The organism is Pseudomonas sp. MF7453 (genome assembly GCF_016405455.1).
Lineage (GTDB): Bacteria > Pseudomonadota > Gammaproteobacteria > Pseudomonadales > Pseudomonadaceae > Aquipseudomonas > Aquipseudomonas paralactis.
On the sequence record NZ_JAEKCN010000013.1, the window covers coordinates 182,019 to 198,668 of the forward strand.

Annotated in this window: 13 protein-coding genes; 12 read left to right on the forward strand and 1 reads right to left on the reverse strand. The window is 58.0% G+C overall.

The features are described 5' to 3' along the window. Positions 1-228 precede the first annotated feature (228 nt). The 3 genes from JFT63_RS20895 (at position 229) to JFT63_RS20905 (ending at position 3,371) form a co-directional block, all read left to right on the forward strand. Positions 229-1,080 (forward strand): glycine betaine ABC transporter substrate-binding protein, encoded by an 852-nt coding sequence (locus JFT63_RS20895; RefSeq protein WP_032877092.1) that lies wholly within the window; start codon positions 229-231, stop codon positions 1,078-1,080. A 324-nt stretch (positions 1,081-1,404) separates the two neighbouring features. Continuing rightward, positions 1,405-1,716: a DUF485 domain-containing protein gene (locus JFT63_RS20900; RefSeq protein ID WP_005786564.1), complete on the forward strand. Its 312-nt coding sequence runs from the start codon at positions 1,405-1,407 to the stop codon at positions 1,714-1,716. Continuing rightward, positions 1,713-3,371: a cation acetate symporter gene (locus JFT63_RS20905; RefSeq protein WP_198706395.1), complete on the forward strand. Its 1,659-nt coding sequence runs from the start codon at positions 1,713-1,715 to the stop codon at positions 3,369-3,371. Before JFT63_RS20900 ends, JFT63_RS20905 begins: the two co-directional genes overlap by 4 nt. A 245-nt stretch (positions 3,372-3,616) precedes the next feature. On the opposite strand, the gene gltA is transcribed toward JFT63_RS20905, so the two are convergent. Continuing rightward, complete coding sequence (gene gltA / locus JFT63_RS20910) at positions 3,617-4,906, reverse strand: citrate synthase (protein WP_005786568.1); 1,290 nt, start codon at positions 4,904-4,906, stop codon at positions 3,617-3,619. A gap of 365 nt (positions 4,907-5,271) precedes the next feature. Here gltA and sdhC point away from each other — a divergent pair, with 365 nt between their 5' ends. The 9 genes from sdhC to sucD all read left to right on the forward strand — a co-directional run bounded on the left by sdhC (position 5,272) and on the right by sucD (position 16,649). Further along, positions 5,272-5,646, forward strand: a complete 375-nt coding sequence (gene sdhC, locus JFT63_RS20915) for a succinate dehydrogenase, cytochrome b556 subunit (RefSeq protein WP_003190005.1) — start codon at positions 5,272-5,274, stop codon at positions 5,644-5,646. Further along, positions 5,640-6,008 (forward strand): succinate dehydrogenase, hydrophobic membrane anchor protein, encoded by a 369-nt coding sequence (gene sdhD, locus JFT63_RS20920; RefSeq protein WP_003172805.1) that lies wholly within the window; start codon positions 5,640-5,642, stop codon positions 6,006-6,008. The genes sdhC and sdhD overlap by 7 nt, the downstream gene beginning before the upstream one ends. 3 nt (positions 6,009-6,011) lie before the next feature. Then, positions 6,012-7,784: a succinate dehydrogenase flavoprotein subunit gene (gene sdhA / locus JFT63_RS20925; protein ID WP_057703719.1), complete on the forward strand. Its 1,773-nt coding sequence runs from the start codon at positions 6,012-6,014 to the stop codon at positions 7,782-7,784. Between the two features lie 11 nt (positions 7,785-7,795). Further along, positions 7,796-8,500 carry a succinate dehydrogenase iron-sulfur subunit gene (locus JFT63_RS20930; protein WP_005786573.1) on the forward strand — a complete coding sequence of 235 codons (705 nt, stop codon included), beginning with the start codon at positions 7,796-7,798 and terminating at the stop codon, positions 8,498-8,500. A 261-nt stretch (positions 8,501-8,761) separates the two neighbouring features. Then, positions 8,762-11,593, forward strand: coding sequence for a 2-oxoglutarate dehydrogenase E1 component (locus tag JFT63_RS20935; RefSeq protein ID WP_057703718.1), 2,832 nt, complete (start codon positions 8,762-8,764; stop codon positions 11,591-11,593). Positions 11,594-11,637: 44 nt separating this feature from the next. Continuing rightward, positions 11,638-12,861: a 2-oxoglutarate dehydrogenase complex dihydrolipoyllysine-residue succinyltransferase gene (odhB, locus tag JFT63_RS20940; protein WP_198844653.1), complete on the forward strand. Its 1,224-nt coding sequence runs from the start codon at positions 11,638-11,640 to the stop codon at positions 12,859-12,861. A gap of 99 nt (positions 12,862-12,960) precedes the next feature. Then, complete coding sequence (gene lpdA, locus JFT63_RS20945) at positions 12,961-14,397, forward strand: dihydrolipoyl dehydrogenase (protein WP_003190010.1); 1,437 nt, start codon at positions 12,961-12,963, stop codon at positions 14,395-14,397. A gap of 204 nt (positions 14,398-14,601) precedes the next feature. Next, positions 14,602-15,768, forward strand: a complete 1,167-nt coding sequence (sucC, locus tag JFT63_RS20950) for an ADP-forming succinate--CoA ligase subunit beta (RefSeq protein ID WP_057703717.1) — start codon at positions 14,602-14,604, stop codon at positions 15,766-15,768. Then, positions 15,768-16,649: a succinate--CoA ligase subunit alpha gene (gene sucD, locus JFT63_RS20955; protein WP_003172813.1), complete on the forward strand. Its 882-nt coding sequence runs from the start codon at positions 15,768-15,770 to the stop codon at positions 16,647-16,649. Before sucC ends, sucD begins: the two co-directional genes overlap by 1 nt. Position 16,650: the final 1 nt, after the last annotated feature.

The window sequence follows — 16,650 nt, forward strand, 5'->3', positions numbered from 1 at the left end:
ATACCTCCTACAAAACGTCCTGCTGGCGATGTGATGTCGTTTCTTGCTCAACCAAGGTCGCCCACAGAGCAGGGCAAAGGCCTACGCAGGTTGATGATAAAACTGTCAGTACTCCACTGACGCCTCAGCAACCGGATCGATGCGCGTGAAGGGGGCGCGGTGCACCGTATAACAACAGGTTGATGTCGCTCGGCATCCGTCGGGCGCAGCACTTTCGGGGAAGTACATATGAAGATGCGACGACTCTTGGGCGCAGCTGCCACGCTGGTAGTTGCGATGGGCTCCACACTGGTCAGTGCCGACAGCAAAACCCTGAGCATCGGTTACGTGGACGGTTGGTCCGACAGTGTTGCCACGACCCATGTGGCGGCAGAAGTGATCAAGCAAAAGCTCGGTTATGACGTGAAACTGCAAGCGGTCGCCACGGGGATCATGTGGCAGGGCGTCGCCACCGGCAAGCTCGATGCCATGCTGTCGGCCTGGCTGCCGGTAACCCATGGTGAATACTGGACCAAGAACAAGGACAAGGTGGTCGACTACGGCCCCAACTTCAAGGATGCAAAAATTGGCTTGATCGTGCCGGAGTACGTCAAGGCCAAGTCCATTGAAGACCTCAAGACCGACACCACCTTCAAAAACAAGATCGTCGGCATCGACGCCGGTTCAGGCGTGATGCTCAAGACCGACGATGCCATCAAGCAATACGGCCTGGACTACAAGCTGCAAGCCAGCTCGGGCGCGGCGATGATCGCCGAACTGACCCGTGCCGAAGACAAGCAGGAATCCATTGCGGTAACCGGTTGGGTGCCGCACTGGATGTTCGCCAAGTGGAAACTGCGTTTCCTGGACGATCCAAAAGGGATTTATGGTGCTGCTGAAACCGTCAACAGCATCGGCAGCAAGGGCCTGGAGAAGAAAGCGCCGGAAGTCGCCGCTTTCCTGAAGAAATTCCAGTGGGCCTCCAAGGATGAAATCGGTGAGGTCATGCTGGCGATTCAAGAAGGCGCCAAGCCAGACGCAGCGGCCAAGGATTGGGTCGCCAAGCACCCTGAGCGCGTCGCTGAGTGGACCGCTAAATAAAAGCCACTGATGCACCCCTGTGGGAGGGGGCTTGTTCTAATACCAGTGTAGGAGCGAGCTTGCTCGCGAAAAAATCACAGGCGCCGCGTTTATTCAGCAAACGCGCGTTATCGTTGACGTTTTTCGCGAGCAAGCTCGCTCCTACACTGGCATTGGGGTTTGCCCCCTCCCACATTTGTTTCGTTCCCCGCCAAAATGTCGTAGCACACCCAAAATCCTCGCTAAGCTCGATCTACTACTAAGGTCGTCTGGAACCCATTGCGCAGCCGCATACAGTGGATACGTTCCAAAATAATAAAAAGCTGTGCTGCGAGGATAAAAACAATGAACGACAGCATTTACCTCTCGATTCAAAACAGCCCGCGTTTCAAGGAGCTGGTCAGAAAAAGGGAAAGGTTCGCCTGGATTCTCTCGGCGATCATGCTAGGGCTTTACTCCGCTTTCATCCTGTTAATTGCCTATGGGCCACAAATACTGGGGGCCAAGATCAGCCCCGGTTCCTCGATTACCTGGGGCATTCCCCTGGGCGTCGGGCTGATTGTGTCGGCCTTCATTCTTACCGGCATCTACGTGCGCCGGGCCAACGGCGAATTTGATGACCTGAACAATGCGATTCTCAAGGAGGCTGCGCAATGATCCGGCGTCTATTGGCTGTATTCGGCGCTTCGCTGTTTGCTCCGGCCGTTTGGGCGGCGGACGCATTGACCGGTGAAGTGCACAAACAACCGCTGAACGTCTCGGCCATCGTGATGTTCGTCGCGTTTGTCGGCGCGACCCTCTGCATCACGTACTGGGCGTCCAAGCGCAACAAGTCGGCGGCTGACTACTATGCCGCAGGCGGCAAGATCACCGGTTTCCAGAACGGCTTGGCGATTGCTGGCGACTACATGTCGGCCGCGTCCTTCCTGGGGATTTCCGCGCTGGTGTTCACCTCCGGCTACGATGGCCTGATCTACTCGATCGGCTTTCTGGTGGGCTGGCCGATCATTCTGTTTCTGATCGCCGAGCGCCTGCGCAACCTGGGCAAGTACACCTTTGCCGACGTGGCGTCCTATCGCCTGGGGCAAACCCAGATCCGCAGCCTGTCGGCCTGTGGCTCGCTGGTGGTGGTGGCGTTCTACCTGATCGCGCAGATGGTGGGCGCGGGCAAGCTGATCCAGCTGCTGTTTGGCCTTGATTACCATGTGGCGGTGATCCTGGTGGGTATCCTGATGTGCATGTATGTGCTGTTCGGCGGCATGTTGGCGACCACCTGGGTGCAGATCATCAAGGCAGTGCTGCTGCTCTCCGGTGCCTCGTTCATGGCGCTGATGGTGATGAAGCACGTCAATTTCGACTTCAACATGCTGTTTTCCGAGGCCATCAAGGTTCACCCCAAAGGTGAAGCGATCATGAGCCCTGGTGGCCTGGTGAAAGACCCGATCTCGGCATTCTCCCTGGGCCTGGCACTGATGTTTGGTACCGCTGGCCTGCCGCACATCCTGATGCGCTTCTTCACGGTAAGCGACGCCAAGGAAGCGCGTAAGAGCGTGCTGTACGCAACCGGCTTCATCGGCTACTTCTATATCCTGACCTTCATCATCGGCTTCGGCGCGATCCTTTTGGTCAGCACCAACCCGGCGTTCAAGGATGCGGCAGGCGCCTTGCTCGGTGGTAACAACATGGCGGCGGTGCACCTGGCCAACGCGGTGGGTGGCAGTATCTTCCTGGGCTTCATCTCGGCCGTAGCGTTTGCCACCATCCTGGCGGTGGTTGCCGGCTTGACCCTGGCGGGTGCTTCGGCGGTGTCCCATGACCTGTATGCCAGCGTGATCAAGAAAGGCAAGGCCAACGAGAAAGATGAGATTCGCGTGTCGAAGATCACCACCGTAGCCTTGGGTGTATTGGCCATCGGCCTGGGTATCCTGTTCGAAAGCCAGAACATTGCGTTCATGGTCGGCCTGGCGTTCTCTATCGCTGCAAGCTGTAACTTCCCGGTGCTGCTGCTTTCCATGTACTGGAAAAACCTCACCACCCGTGGTGCCATGATCGGCGGCTGGCTGGGCTTGATCAGCGCCGTGGGCCTGATGATCCTCGGCCCGACCATCTGGGTGTCGATCCTGCACCATGAAAAGGCGATCTTCCCGTACGAGTACCCGGCGCTGTTCTCGATGATCATTGCGTTCGTCGGCATCTGGTTCTTCTCCATCACCGACAAGTCGGCGGCGGCGGAGAAAGAGCGTGCGCTGTACTTCCCACAGTTTGTGCGTTCGCAGACTGGCCTGGGGGCGAGCGGGGCGGTTAATCACTAAGTCGTCAGCTGCATAAGAGATACCCCGGTCGCAAGGCCGGGGTATTTTTTTGCCTGGGTCTTTGTGTTGCCTGAGCTGGCCTCATCGCGGGCAAGCCCGGCTCCGACACTGGGCCGTGTTCTTTTGTTGGAATGCGGTCTGATGTGGGAGCTGGCTTGCCTGCGATGGCGGTAGATCAGGCCACCCAAACAAAAACGGCCTCCACTAAGGGAGGCCGTTCTCAGTACAAACAAGCAGCTAAGTGCTTACTTGCGATCTTCCAGCTTGGTGATGTCACGCGACTCGTAGCCGGTGTACAACTGGCGCGGGCGGCCAATCTTGTACGGGCTGGAGAGCATTTCTTTCCAGTGGGAGATCCAGCCCACGGTCCGCGCCAGGGCGAAGATCACGGTGAACATGCTGGTTGGAATGCCGATCGCCTTGAGGATGATCCCCGAGTAGAAGTCGACGTTCGGGTACAGCGAGCGTTCGATGAAGTACGGGTCGGTCAGGGCGATCTCTTCAAGGCGCATGGCCAGTTCGAGTTGCGGATCGTTCTTGATGCCCAGTTCCTTCAACACTTCGTCGCAGGTCTGCTTCATGACGGTAGCGCGAGGGTCGCGGTTCTTGTAGACCCGGTGACCGAAGCCCATCAGCTTGAACGGATCGTTCTTGTCCTTGGCCTTGGCGATGAAGGTGTCGATGTTGGATACATCGCCGATTTCATCGAGCATGGTCAACACGGCTTCGTTCGCACCGCCGTGGGCAGGGCCCCACAGTGCGGCGATACCGGCGGCGATACAGGCGAACGGGTTGGCACCCGAAGAACCGGCCAGGCGTACGGTAGAGGTGGAGGCGTTTTGCTCGTGGTCGGCGTGGAGGATGAAGATCCGGTCCATTGCCTTGGCCAGCACCGGGCTGATCGGTTTGATCTCGCACGGGGTGTTGAACATCATGTGCAGGAAGTTTTCCGCGTACGTCAGGTCGTTGCGCGGGTACATCATGGGCTGGCCCATGGAGTACTTGTAAACCATTGCGGCCAGGGTCGGCATCTTTGCAACCAGGCGGATCGCGGAAATTTCGCGATGCTCGGCGTTATTGATGTCCAGGGAGTCGTGATAGAAGGCCGACAGGGCCCCGACCACGCCGCACATGACGGCCATCGGGTGGGCGTCGCGACGGAAGCCGTTGAAGAAGGTCTTCAACTGCTCGTGAACCATGGTGTGGTTCTTCACGGTGCTGACGAACTGGGCCTTTTGCTCGGCTGTTGGCAATTCGCCATTTAGCAGCAGGTAGCAGGTTTCCAGGTAGTCCGACTTTTCAGCCAGTTGCTCGATCGGGTAGCCACGATGAAGCAGAATGCCATTGTCACCATCGATATAGGTGATCTTCGACTCGCAGGAAGCGGTCGACATGAAGCCTGGGTCGAAAGTAAAACGGCCCGTGGCCGTCAGGCCCCGTACGTCGATAACATCGGGACCAACGGTGCCGGTTAAAATGGGCAGCTCGACGGGGGCTGCGCCCTCGATGATCAACTGCGCTTTTTTGTCAGCCATGTGGCCTCCTATTTATGCTTCAAATCATCAGACAGACCCCCCACGCAGGGCCCGCACCACTATATTGATATAAATCCAGATGTCAATTTGCCTAAAGTCTTGCGCCAGAAGGCTTTAACCGTACTTTTTCGTCGAAATTGCCTGCCATTTACGCCTTTTATCCCGCCAGCGCAATCAGCTATTAGGGTGAGGTGTGCGCGTTGTCATTAGTAACCTAACTGTCTATACTCGGCCACCGACCGCCAAGGGCTTTTGGGCTTGCTTTCATTGGGGGTCGCACTCCCTGGGTGGTGCTTACCTGACCAGTCGCACTCCCCAACAACTTTGCCCTGATTGTTAGGGGCTCTTCAGTGTGAAAAAAAGCCGTGAATAGCCAACGACCTGTAAACCTAGACCTAAGGACCATCAAACTCCCCATCACCGGCGTTACGTCGTTCCTGCACCGTGTTTCCGGCATCATCCTGTTCCTGGGCTTGGGCATCATGCTTTATGCATTGAGCAAATCCCTGGGTTCCGAGGAAGGTTACGCCGAGGTGAAGGCATGCTTGACCAGCCCGCTGGCCAAGTTCGTAGCATGGGGCCTCCTGTCCTCTCTTCTGTATCACCTGGTAGCCGGTGTGCGCCACTTGATCATGGACATGGGCATCGGTGAGACGCTGGAAGGCGGCCGCCTGGGCTCGAAAATCATCATCGCCATTTCCGTGGTGCTGATCGTTCTGGCAGGAGTTTGGATATGGTAACCAGCGTAACGAATCTGTCGCGTTCGGGCCTCTATGACTGGATGGCACAGCGTGTGTCTGCGGTCGTTCTCGCGGCTTATTTCATTTTCCTGATCGGATACCTCGTCGCAAATCCGGGCATCGGCTATGAGCAATGGCACGGCCTGTTTTCCCACAATGCGATGCGAATCTTCAGTCTGCTGGCCCTTGTAGCCCTGGGCGCACACGCCTGGGTTGGCATGTGGACCATCGCGACCGACTACCTGACGCCGATGGCGCTGGGCAAGTCCGCGACTGCAGTACGTTTCCTCTTCCAGGCAGTATGCGGCGTTGCGATGTTCGCTTACTTCGTCTGGGGTGTGCAGATTCTTTGGGGTATCTGATTCATGGCTAACATTCCAACTATTTCATTCGACGCCATCATTATTGGTGGCGGCGGTGCGGGTATGCGCGCTGCGCTGCAGCTGGCTCAGGGCGGTCACAAGACTGCCGTGATCACCAAGGTGTTCCCGACGCGCTCGCACACCGTATCGGCCCAGGGTGGCATCACCTGCGCCATCGCCTCCGCCGACCCGAACGATGACTGGCGCTGGCACATGTACGATACCGTCAAGGGTTCCGACTACATCGGTGACCAGGACGCTATCGAATACATGTGTCAGGAAGGCCCGGCCGCGGTGTTCGAGCTGGACCACATGGGTCTGCCGTTCTCGCGTACCGAGCAAGGCCGTATCTACCAGCGTCCATTCGGCGGCCAGTCGAAGGACTACGGTAAAGGCGGGCAGGCTGCCCGTACCTGCGCTGCGTCCGACCGTACCGGTCACGCGCTGCTGCACACCCTTTATCAGGGCAACCTGAAAGCCGGTACCACGTTCCTGAACGAGTACTACGCGGTAGACTTGGTCAAGAACGCACAAGGCGAATTCGTCGGTGTGATCGCCATCTGCATCGAAACCGGTGAAACCACCTACATCCGCGCCAAGGCCACCGTGCTGGCGACCGGCGGTGCAGGTCGTATCTACGCCTCGACCACCAATGCCCTGATCAACACCGGTGACGGCGTCGGCATGGCACTGCGTGCTGGCGTACCGGTGCAAGACATCGAAATGTGGCAGTTCCACCCGACCGGCATCGCCGGCGCCGGTGTACTGGTGACCGAAGGTTGCCGTGGTGAAGGTGGTTACCTGATCAACAAGCACGGCGAGCGTTTCATGGAGCGTTATGCTCCGAACGCCAAAGACTTGGCTGGTCGTGACGTTGTGGCCCGTTCGATGGTTAAAGAGATCATCGCCGGTAACGGCTGTGGCCCCAATGGCGATCACGTACTGCTCAAGCTCGATCACCTGGGTGAAGAAGTGCTGCACAGCCGTCTGCCTGGTATTTGCGAGCTGTCCAAGACCTTTGCCCACGTTGACCCGGTAGTTGCTCCGGTTCCGGTGGTTCCGACCTGCCACTATATGATGGGCGGCGTGCCGACCAACATTCATGGCCAGGCAATCACCCAGAACGCCGACGGCGAAGACGAGATCATTCATGGTCTGTTCGCGGTAGGTGAAGTGGCTTGCGTATCGGTTCACGGTGCCAACCGCCTGGGCGGCAACTCGCTGCTCGACCTGGTGGTATTCGGCCGTGCGGCCGGCCTGCACCTTGAGAAGGCGCTGACTGACGGCATCGAATACGATGACGCCACCGACGCCAACATCGAAGCGGCCCTGGCGCGCCTGAACGCTCTGAACGAGCGCACGGATGGCGAAGACGTGGCAACCCTGCGTCGCGAGCTGCAAAATTGCATGCAGAACTACTTCGGTGTGTTCCGTACCGGCGAATACATGCAGAAGGGCATCGCCCAGCTGGCTGATCTGCGCAAGCGTATCGCCAACGTCAAGATCAACGATAAGAGCCAGGCGTTCAACACCGCTCGTATCGAAGCCCTTGAGCTGCAGAACCTGCTGGAAGTGGCTGAAGCGACGGCGATCGCCGCCGAGGTTCGTAAAGAATCCCGTGGTGCTCACGCTCGTGAAGACTTTGAAGATCGCGACGACGAAAACTGGTTGTGCCACACCCTGTACTTCCCGGGTGACAAGCGCGTAACCAAGCGTGCCGTGAACTTCTCGCCGAAGACGGTACCGACGTTTGAACCGAAGATTCGGACTTACTAAGGGTGGCTGCCATGTTGAAAGTCAGTGTTTATCGCTACAACCCTGATCAGGACGCCGCGCCGTTCATGCAGGAGTTCCAGGTCGATACCGGTGGTAAAGACCTGATGGTGCTGGATGTACTGGCACTGATCAAAGAGCAGGACGAAGGTTTCTCCTATCGTCGCTCTTGCCGTGAGGGCGTTTGCGGCTCCGACGGCATGAACATCAACGGCAAGAACGGCCTGGCGTGCATCACGCCGCTGTCTGCTGTTGTCAAAGGCAACAAGCTGATCGTTCGTCCTCTGCCAGGTTTGCCGGTTATCCGTGACCTGGTCGTCGATATGAGCATCTTCTACAAGCAATACGAGAAAGTTAAGCCGTTCTTGCAGAATGACACGCCGGCTCCGGCCATCGAGCGTCTGCAATCCCCGGAAGAGCGTGAAAAGCTCGACGGTCTGTACGAGTGCATTCTGTGCGCTTGCTGCTCGACGTCGTGCCCGTCCTTCTGGTGGAACCCGGACAAATTCCTGGGTCCAGCTGCACTGCTGCAAGCGTACCGCTTCCTGGCAGACAGCCGCGACACCAAGACGTCCGAGCGTCTGGCTTCGCTGGATGACCCGTTCAGCGTATTCCGCTGCCGCGGGATCATGAACTGCGTCAACGTATGTCCCAAAGGCCTGAACCCGACTAAGGCCATTGGTCACATCCGTAACATGCTGCTGCACAGCGGCGTGTAACTGACGTTGTAGTAAAGCAGGACCGTTGTGCCCGTAAATGCTGCGGCGCAGGCTTCAACCGGCGCCGTAGTTTTAACTTGAGCAGCGACTTACAAAGCCGCGGCTCTTATTTTGAAGAAATGAGACAAGCAGGGGCATTCGGGTTGGTACCCGAACTATCAGCGTGATCCTAAGTGGCTTGTTTTGGTCGCTGCACTTGGCCTTTTGCAAGCAAACTCGGTGTTTTCGCCGGTGGTGTCCCCAAATCGAGGGTGACCAAGCATGCAAGAAAGCGTGATGCAGCGCATGTGGAACAGCGGCTATCTTTCAGGTGGTAACGCTGCCTATGTGGAAGAGCTTTATGAGCTCTACCTGCACGACCCTAACGCTGTGCCAGAAGAATGGCGCACCAAATTTCAGACGTTGTCTTCAGACGGCAACGCTGCCACCGATGTATCGCACGCAACAATTCGCGATCAGTTTGTGCTGCTGGCAAAGAACCAGCGCCGCGCCCAACCGGTTTCCGCCGGCAGCGTGAGCAGTGAGCACGAGAAGAAGCAAGTTGAAGTACTGCGACTGATCCAAGCCTACCGTATGCGTGGCCACCAGGCAGCCCAGCTTGACCCGCTGGGGCTGTGGCAGCGTCCTGCACCTGCAGACCTGTCGATCAATCATTACGGCTTGACCAATGCCGATCTTGATACGACCTTCCGTGCCGGCGACCTGTTCATCGGCAAAGAGGAAGCGAGCCTACGCGAAATTCACGAAGCGTTGCAGCAGACATATTGCCGCACCATCGGCGCTGAATTCACGCACATCACCGATTCCGAGCAGCGCCAGTGGTTCCAGCACCGCCTGGAAGGCGTGCGTGGGCGTCCGGTCTTGTCCGCCGATGTCCGCAGCCACTTGCTGGAGCGCGTGACCGCGGCCGAGGGCCTCGAAAAATACCTGGGTACCAAATACCCGGGCACCAAGCGTTTCGGCCTGGAAGGCGGCGAAAGCCTGATTCCGATGCTCGACGAACTGATCCAGCGTTCCGGTTCCTACGGCACCAAGGAAATCGTGATCGGCATGGCTCACCGTGGTCGCCTGAACGTGTTGGTCAACACCTTCGGCAAGAACCCGCGCGAGCTGTTTGACGAGTTCGAAGGCAAGAAGAAGGTCGAGTTGGGTTCCGGTGACGTTAAATACCACCAGGGCTTCTCGTCCAACGTGATGACCACCGGCGGTGAAGTTCACCTGGCCATGGCGTTCAACCCATCCCACCTGGAAATCGTTTCGCCAGTGGTCGAGGGTTCGGTACGTGCACGCCAGGATCGTCGTAACGATTCTACCGGTGAGAAGGTTCTGCCGATTTCCATCCACGGTGACGCGGCATTCGCCGGTCAAGGCGTGGTCCTGGAAACGTTCCAGATGTCGCAGACTCGCGGCTTCAAGACCGGCGGTACCGTTCACATCGTCATCAACAACCAGGTCGGCTTCACCATCAGCAACCCGTTGGACGCGCGTTCCACCGAGTACGCCACCGACGTTGCCAAGATGATCCAGGCGCCGATCCTCCATGTGAATGGTGATGATCCGGAAGCCGTGCTGTTCGTGACCCAACTGGCTGTCGACTACCGCATGCAGTTCAAGCGTGACGTGGTGATCGACCTGGTTTGCTACCGTCGTCGCGGTCACAACGAAGCGGACGAGCCAAGCGGCACTCAGCCGTTGATGTACCAGCAGATCACCAAGCAGCGCACCACCCGTGAGCTGTACGCTGAAAGCCTGACCAAGGCCGGCGTGGTTGATGATGCGCGTGTTCAGGCGAAAGTCGATGAATACCGCAATGCGCTGGACAATGGCCTGCATGTAGTGAAAAGCCTGGTCAAGGAGCCGAACAAAGAGCTGTTCGTCGACTGGCGCCCGTACCTGGGCCACACCTGGACTGCACGTCACGATACATCCTTCGATTTGAAGACGTTGCAGGAACTGTCCGCCAAGCTGCTGGAAATTCCAGAAGGCTTCGTCGTACAGCGCCAGGTTGCGAAGATCTACGAAGACCGTCAGAAGATGCAAGCCGGCGGCCTGCCGATCAACTGGGGTTACGCCGAAACCATGGCGTACGCGACCCTGGCGTTCGAAGGTCACCCGATCCGCATGACCGGCCAGGACATCGGCCGCGGTACGTTCTCGCACCGCCATGCGGTATTGCACAACCAGAAAGACGCGGGCACCTACATCCCGTTGCAGAACCTGTACGAAGGCCAGCCACGTTTCGACCTGTACGATTCGTTCCTGTCCGAAGAAGCCGTACTGGCGTTCGAATACGGTTACTCCACCACCACGCCGAACGCGCTGGTGATCTGGGAAGCCCAGTTCGGCGACTTCGCCAACGGTGCCCAGGTGGTTATCGACCAGTTCATCACCAGCGGCGAGCACAAGTGGGGCCGCCTGTGCGGTCTGACCATGCTGCTGCCGCACGGTTATGAAGGCCAGGGCCCTGAGCACTCCTCGGCCCGTCTGGAGCGTTACCTGCAATTGTGCGCCGAGCACAACATTCAGGTATGCGTGCCAACGACCCCGGCACAGATTTACCACTTGCTGCGTCGTCAGGTGATCCGCCCGCTGCGCAAGCCGCTGGTGGTGCTGACGCCGAAGTCGCTGTTGCGTCACAAACTGGCCGTTTCGACCCTGGAAGATCTGGCCCAAGGTTCGTTCCAGACCGTGATTCCAGAGATCGATACACTGGACGCCGCCAAGGTCACTCGCCTGATCCTGTGCAGTGGCAAGGTCTACTACGATCTGTTGGAAAAACGCCGTGCCGAAGGCCGCGAAGACATCGCCATCGTGCGTATCGAGCAGCTTTACCCGTTCCCGGAAGATGACCTCATGGAGATCATCGCGCCTTACACCAACCTCACGAACGTAGTGTGGTGTCAGGAAGAACCGATGAACCAGGGCGCCTGGTACAGCAGCCAGCATCATCTGCGTCGCAGCATCGGCAACCACAACAAGGCCTTGGTCCTTGAGTACGCCGGTCGTGATGCTTCTGCTGCACCTGCGTGTGGCTATGCGTCGATGCATGCCGAGCAGCAGGAAAAACTGCTGCAAGATGCTTTCACTGTTTAACGCCTTCGCGCTGACTGAAACCGAATTTTAAGGACCTACAGATAATGGCTATCGAAATCAAAGCCCCGTCATTCCCGGAATCGGTTGCCGATGGCACCGTTGCCACCTGGCACAAGAAACCAGGCGAGGCCGTCAAGCGTGACGACCTGATCGTCGACATCGAGACTGACAAAGTCGTACTGGAAGTGTTGGCCGAAGCTGACGGCGTGCTGGGCGCGATCGTAGCTGAAGAGGGCGCTACTGTTCTGTCGAACCAGGTACTGGGTTCGATCGAAGAGGGCAGCGCTGCTGCCGCACCTGCTCCTGCCGCAGCTGCACCGGCTGCTTCGGCGCCTGCCGCTGCACCGGCAGCCGGTGGCGAAGATCCAATCGCTGCCCCGGCTGCGCGTCAACTGGCTGAAGAAAACGGCATCAACCTGGCCTCCATCAAGGGCACCGGCAAAGACGGCCGCGTGACCAAGGAGGACGTGGTTGCCGCAGTTGAAGCCAAGAAGAACGCTCCGGCTGCCGCACCTGCCAACGCTGCTGCTCCTGCTGCCGCTGCGCCTGTGTTTGCCGCTGGCGACCGCACCGAGAAGCGCGTACCGATGACTCGCGTACGTGCCACCGTGGCCAAGCGCCTGGTTGAAGCGCAGTCGAACATGGCCATGCTGACCACGTTCAACGAAGTCGACATGACCGAAGTCATGGCCCTGCGTTCCAAGTACAAGGATCTGTTCGAGAAGTCCCACAATGGCGTGCGCCTGGGCTTCATGTCGTTCTTCGTGAAAGCGGCCACCGAAGCGCTGAAACGCTTCCCGGCAGTCAACGCTTCCATCGACGGCGGCGACATCGTTTACCACGGCTACGCAGATATCGGCGTTGCCGTCTCCAGCGACCGTGGCCTGGTAGTTCCAGTGCTGCGTAACGCAGAGCTGATGAGCCTGGCTGAAATCGAAGGCGGCATCGCCGGCTTCGGCAAGAAAGCCCGTGACGGCAAGCTGACCATCGACGAGATGACCGGCGGTACCTTCACCATCACTAACGGTGGTACCTTCGGTTCGATGATGTCGACGCCGATCGTCAACCCACCGCAAGCCGCGATCCTGGGCATGCACAACATCATCCAGCGTCCGATGGCCATCAACGGCCAGGTCGTGATCCGCCCAATGATGTACCTGGCATTGTCTTACGATCACCGCCTGATCGATGGTAAAGAAGCCGTGACGTTCCTGGTGACCATCAAGAACCTGCTGGAAGACCCGGCTCGCCTGCTCCTGGACATCTGATAGAAGCAGCTGCAGGTTGCGAGCTACAAGCTGTAGGAAAAAGCAGCTTGGCTTGCAGCCTGTGGCTAGAAGCTTGTCGCAAATAGAGGATCTATTTTCATGACACAGAAATTTGACGTTGTAGTGATTGGTGCAGGCCCTGGCGGCTATGTTGCCGCCATCAAGGCTGCGCAACTGGGCCTCTCGACTGCTTGCATCGAAAAGTACACCGACAAGGAAGGCAAGCTGGCGCTGGGCGGTACCTGCCTGAACGTTGGTTGCATTCCTTCCAAGGCGCTGCTGGACAGCTCCTGGAAATTCCACGAAGCCCAAGACGGCTTCGCGATCCACGGCATCAACCATGCTGGCGTGACCATGGACGTACCAGCAATGGTCGGCCGTAAAGCCAACATCGTCAAAGGCCTGACTTCCGGCGTTGCCACCTTGTTCAAGGCCAACGGCGTTACTTCGATTCAAGGCCACGGCAAGCTGCTGGCCGGCAAGAAAGTTGAAGTCACCAAGCCGGACGGTTCGGTTGAAGTCATCGAAGCCGAAAACGTGATCCTGGCACCCGGCTCGCGTCCAATCGACATTCCGCCTGCTCCAGTTGATAACAACGTGATCGTTGATTCGACCGGCGCCCTGGAATTCCAGGCTGTGCCTAAGCGCCTGGGCGTGATCGGCGCTGGCGTCATCGGTCTGGAACTGGGCTCGGTATGGTCCCGTCTGGGCGCTGAAGTCACTGTGCTGGAAGCCCTGGATACGTTCCTGCTGGCGGCCGACACTGCCGTCTCCAAGGAAGCGCTGAAAACCCTGACCAAACAAGGTCTGGACATCAAGCTTGGCGCCCGTGTTACCGGTTCCAAGGTCAACGGCGAAGAAGTCGTGGTGACCTACACCGATAAAGACGGCGAGCAGACCATCACCTTCGACAAGCTGATCGTTGCCGTTGGTCGCCGTCCAGTGACCAATGACCTGTTGGCTTCCGACAGCGGCGTGAACATCGACGAGCGTGGCTTCATCCACGTTGATGATCACTGCGCGACCACCGTACCGGGCGTTTATGCGATTGGCGACGTGGTTCGTGGCATGATGCTGGCCCACAAGGCTTCCGAAGAAGGCATCATGGTTGTTGAGCGCATCAAGGGTCACAAGACCCAGATGAACTACGACCTGATCCCATCGGTTATTTACACCCACCCGGAAATTGCATGGGTCGGCAAGAACGAACAGCAGTTGAAAGCTGAAGGCGTTGAAGTTAACGTCGGCACCTTCCCGTTTGCCGCTTCCGGCCGTGCCATGGCAGCCAACGACACCGGTGGTTTTGTCAAAGTCATCGCTGATGCCAAGACTGACCGCGTATTGGGCGTCCACGTGATTGGCCCAAGCGCTGCAGAACTGGTTCAGCAAGGCGCGATCGGTATGGAATTCGGCACCAGTGCCGAGGACCTGGGTATGATGGTCTTCTCCCATCCGACCCTGTCCGAAGCGTTGCACGAAGCAGCGTTGGCAGTGAATGGCGGCGCCATCCACATCGCCAACCGCAAGAAGCGCTAAGCGAGATAATAAGAAACCACGGCGGAGTTGCCCGTCGTGAGCCTTGCGCGCAAGACTCACCGCGGAATATCCGCTGGACGCAGCCTTGCGCAGCTTTACGGGCCATAAGCCCCGCAAGTTGCGCGAGCAGCAGTCACAGGTGGCGCGGCACTCATAATGAGCGCAGCGCCGAATGCGCAGTACCTAACGAAGACGGTAAAAAGCATGAATCTTCACGAGTATCAGGGTAAGCAGCTGTTCGCTGAATACGGCCTGCCAGTTTCCAAGGGCTACGCAGTAGACACCCCGGAAGCAGCAGCAGAAGCTTGCGACAAAATCGGCGGCAGCGAGTGGGTTGTCAAAGCCCAGGTCCACGCCGGTGGTCGCGGTAAAGCGGGCGGCGTTAAGCTGGTTCGCAGCAAAGAAGACGCCAAGGCCTTCGCACAGCAGTGGCTGGGCAAGCGTCTGGTGACTTACCAGACTGACGCCAATGGCCAGCCAGTCACCAAGATCCTGGTTGAATCGTGCACTGATATCGCTAAAGAGCTGTACCTGGGCGCTGTCGTTGACCGTTCGAGCCGTCGCATCGTGTTCATGGCTTCCACCGAAGGTGGCGTGGACATCGAGAAAATCGCTCACGAAACCCCAGAAAAAATTCTGAAGGCCACTATCGATCCACTGGTTGGCGCACAGCCATTCCAGGGTCGCGAGCTGGCTTTCCAGCTGGGTCTGGAAGGCAAGCAAGTTGCCCAGTTCGCCAAGATCTTCGTTGGTCTGGCCAAACTGTTCCAGGATCACGATCTGGCCCTGCTGGAAGTGAACCCGCTGGTGATCAAGGAAGACGGCGACCTGCATTGCCTCGATGCCAAGATCAACATCGATGCCAACGCCATGTACCGTCAGCCTAAGCTGAAGACTTTCCACGATCCGTCGCAAGACGATCCGCGCGAAGCGCACGCTGCCAAGTTCGAACTGAACTACGTAGCTCTGGAAGGCAACATCGGCTGCATGGTCAACGGTGCCGGTCTGGCCATGGGTACCATGGACATCGTCAACCTGCATGGCGGCAAGCCAGCCAACTTCCTCGACGTAGGTGGTGGCGCTACCAAGGAACGCGTTACCGAAGCGTTCAAGATCATCCTGTCCGACTCCAACGTCGCCGCAGTACTGGTCAACATCTTCGGCGGCATCGTTCGTTGCGACATGATTGCCGAAGGCATCATCGGTGCAGTGAAAGAAGTCGGCGTTAAAATCCCGGTTGTTGTTCGCCTTGAAGGTAACAACGCTGAACTGGGCGCTAAAGTACTGGCAGAAAGCGGTTTGAACATTATCGCGGCTACCAGCCTGACCGACGCTGCTCAACAAGTTGTCAAAGCTGCGGAGGGCAAGTAATGAGCGTCCTGATCAATAAAGACACCAAAGTTATCTGCCAGGGTATTACCGGTTCGCAAGGTAGTTTCCACACCCAGCAAGCCATCGAATACGGCACCAAGATGGTTGGCGGCGTAACCCCGGGCAAAGGCGGCACCGAGCACCTGGGCCTGCCCGTGTTCAACACCGTGAAAGACGCTGTAGCTGCCACTGGCGCCACCGCCAGCGTGATCTACGTTCCAGCTCCTTTCTGCAAGGACTCGATCCTGGAAGCGGCATTCGGCGGCATCAAGCTGATCGTTTGCATCACCGAAGGCATTCCTACCCTGGACATGCTGGACGCTAAAGTTAAGTGCGACGAGCTGGGCGTAGTCCTGATCGGCCCTAACTGCCCAGGCGTGATCACCCCAGGCGAATGCAAGATCGGCATCATGCCAGGTCACATTCACTTGCCAGGTAAAGTCGGTATCGTTTCCCGTTCCGGCACCCTGACCTACGAAGCTGTGAAGCAGACCACTGACGCCGGTTTCGGTCAGTCGACTTGCGTCGGCATCGGCGGTGACCCGATCCCAGGCTCCAACTTCATCGACATCCTGAAGCTGTTCCAGGAAGACCCGAAGACCGAAGCGATCGTGATGATCGGTGAGATCGGCGGTTCGGCTGAAGAAGAAGCGGCTGCCTACATCAAGGCACACGTGACCAAGCCGGTTGTTTCCTACATCGCTGGTGTGACTGCCCCTGCGGGCAAGCGCATGGGCCATGCTGGCGCAATCATCTCTGGCGGCAAAGGCACTGCAGACGAGAAATTCGCTGCACTGCAAGACGCAGGCGTTAAAACCGTGCGTTCGCTGGCAGACATCGGCAAGGCCCTGGCCGAGCTGACCGGTTGGGCTGTCAAGTAAG

Bases quoted from the DNA above. Each gene is read 5' to 3' on its own strand.
- JFT63_RS20895 (WP_032877092.1), top strand. From the start codon at position 229: ATGAAGATGCGACGACTCTTGGGCGCAGCTGCCACGCTGGTAGTTGCG.
- JFT63_RS20900 (WP_005786564.1), top strand. From the start codon at position 1,405: ATGAACGACAGCATTTACCTCTCGATTCAAAACAGCCCGCGTTTCAAG.
- JFT63_RS20905 (WP_198706395.1), top strand. From the start codon at position 1,713: ATGATCCGGCGTCTATTGGCTGTATTCGGCGCTTCGCTGTTTGCTCCG.
- gltA (WP_005786568.1), bottom strand. From the start codon at position 4,906: ATGGCTGACAAAAAAGCGCAGTTGATCATCGAGGGCGCAGCCCCCGTC.
- sdhD (WP_003172805.1), top strand. From the start codon at position 5,640: ATGGTAACCAGCGTAACGAATCTGTCGCGTTCGGGCCTCTATGACTGG.
- sdhA (WP_057703719.1), top strand. From the start codon at position 6,012: ATGGCTAACATTCCAACTATTTCATTCGACGCCATCATTATTGGTGGC.
- JFT63_RS20930 (WP_005786573.1), top strand. From the start codon at position 7,796: ATGTTGAAAGTCAGTGTTTATCGCTACAACCCTGATCAGGACGCCGCG.
- JFT63_RS20935 (WP_057703718.1), top strand. From the start codon at position 8,762: ATGCAAGAAAGCGTGATGCAGCGCATGTGGAACAGCGGCTATCTTTCA.
- odhB (WP_198844653.1), top strand. From the start codon at position 11,638: ATGGCTATCGAAATCAAAGCCCCGTCATTCCCGGAATCGGTTGCCGAT.
- lpdA (WP_003190010.1), top strand. From the start codon at position 12,961: ATGACACAGAAATTTGACGTTGTAGTGATTGGTGCAGGCCCTGGCGGC.
- sucC (WP_057703717.1), top strand. From the start codon at position 14,602: ATGAATCTTCACGAGTATCAGGGTAAGCAGCTGTTCGCTGAATACGGC.
- sucD (WP_003172813.1), top strand. From the start codon at position 15,768: ATGAGCGTCCTGATCAATAAAGACACCAAAGTTATCTGCCAGGGTATT.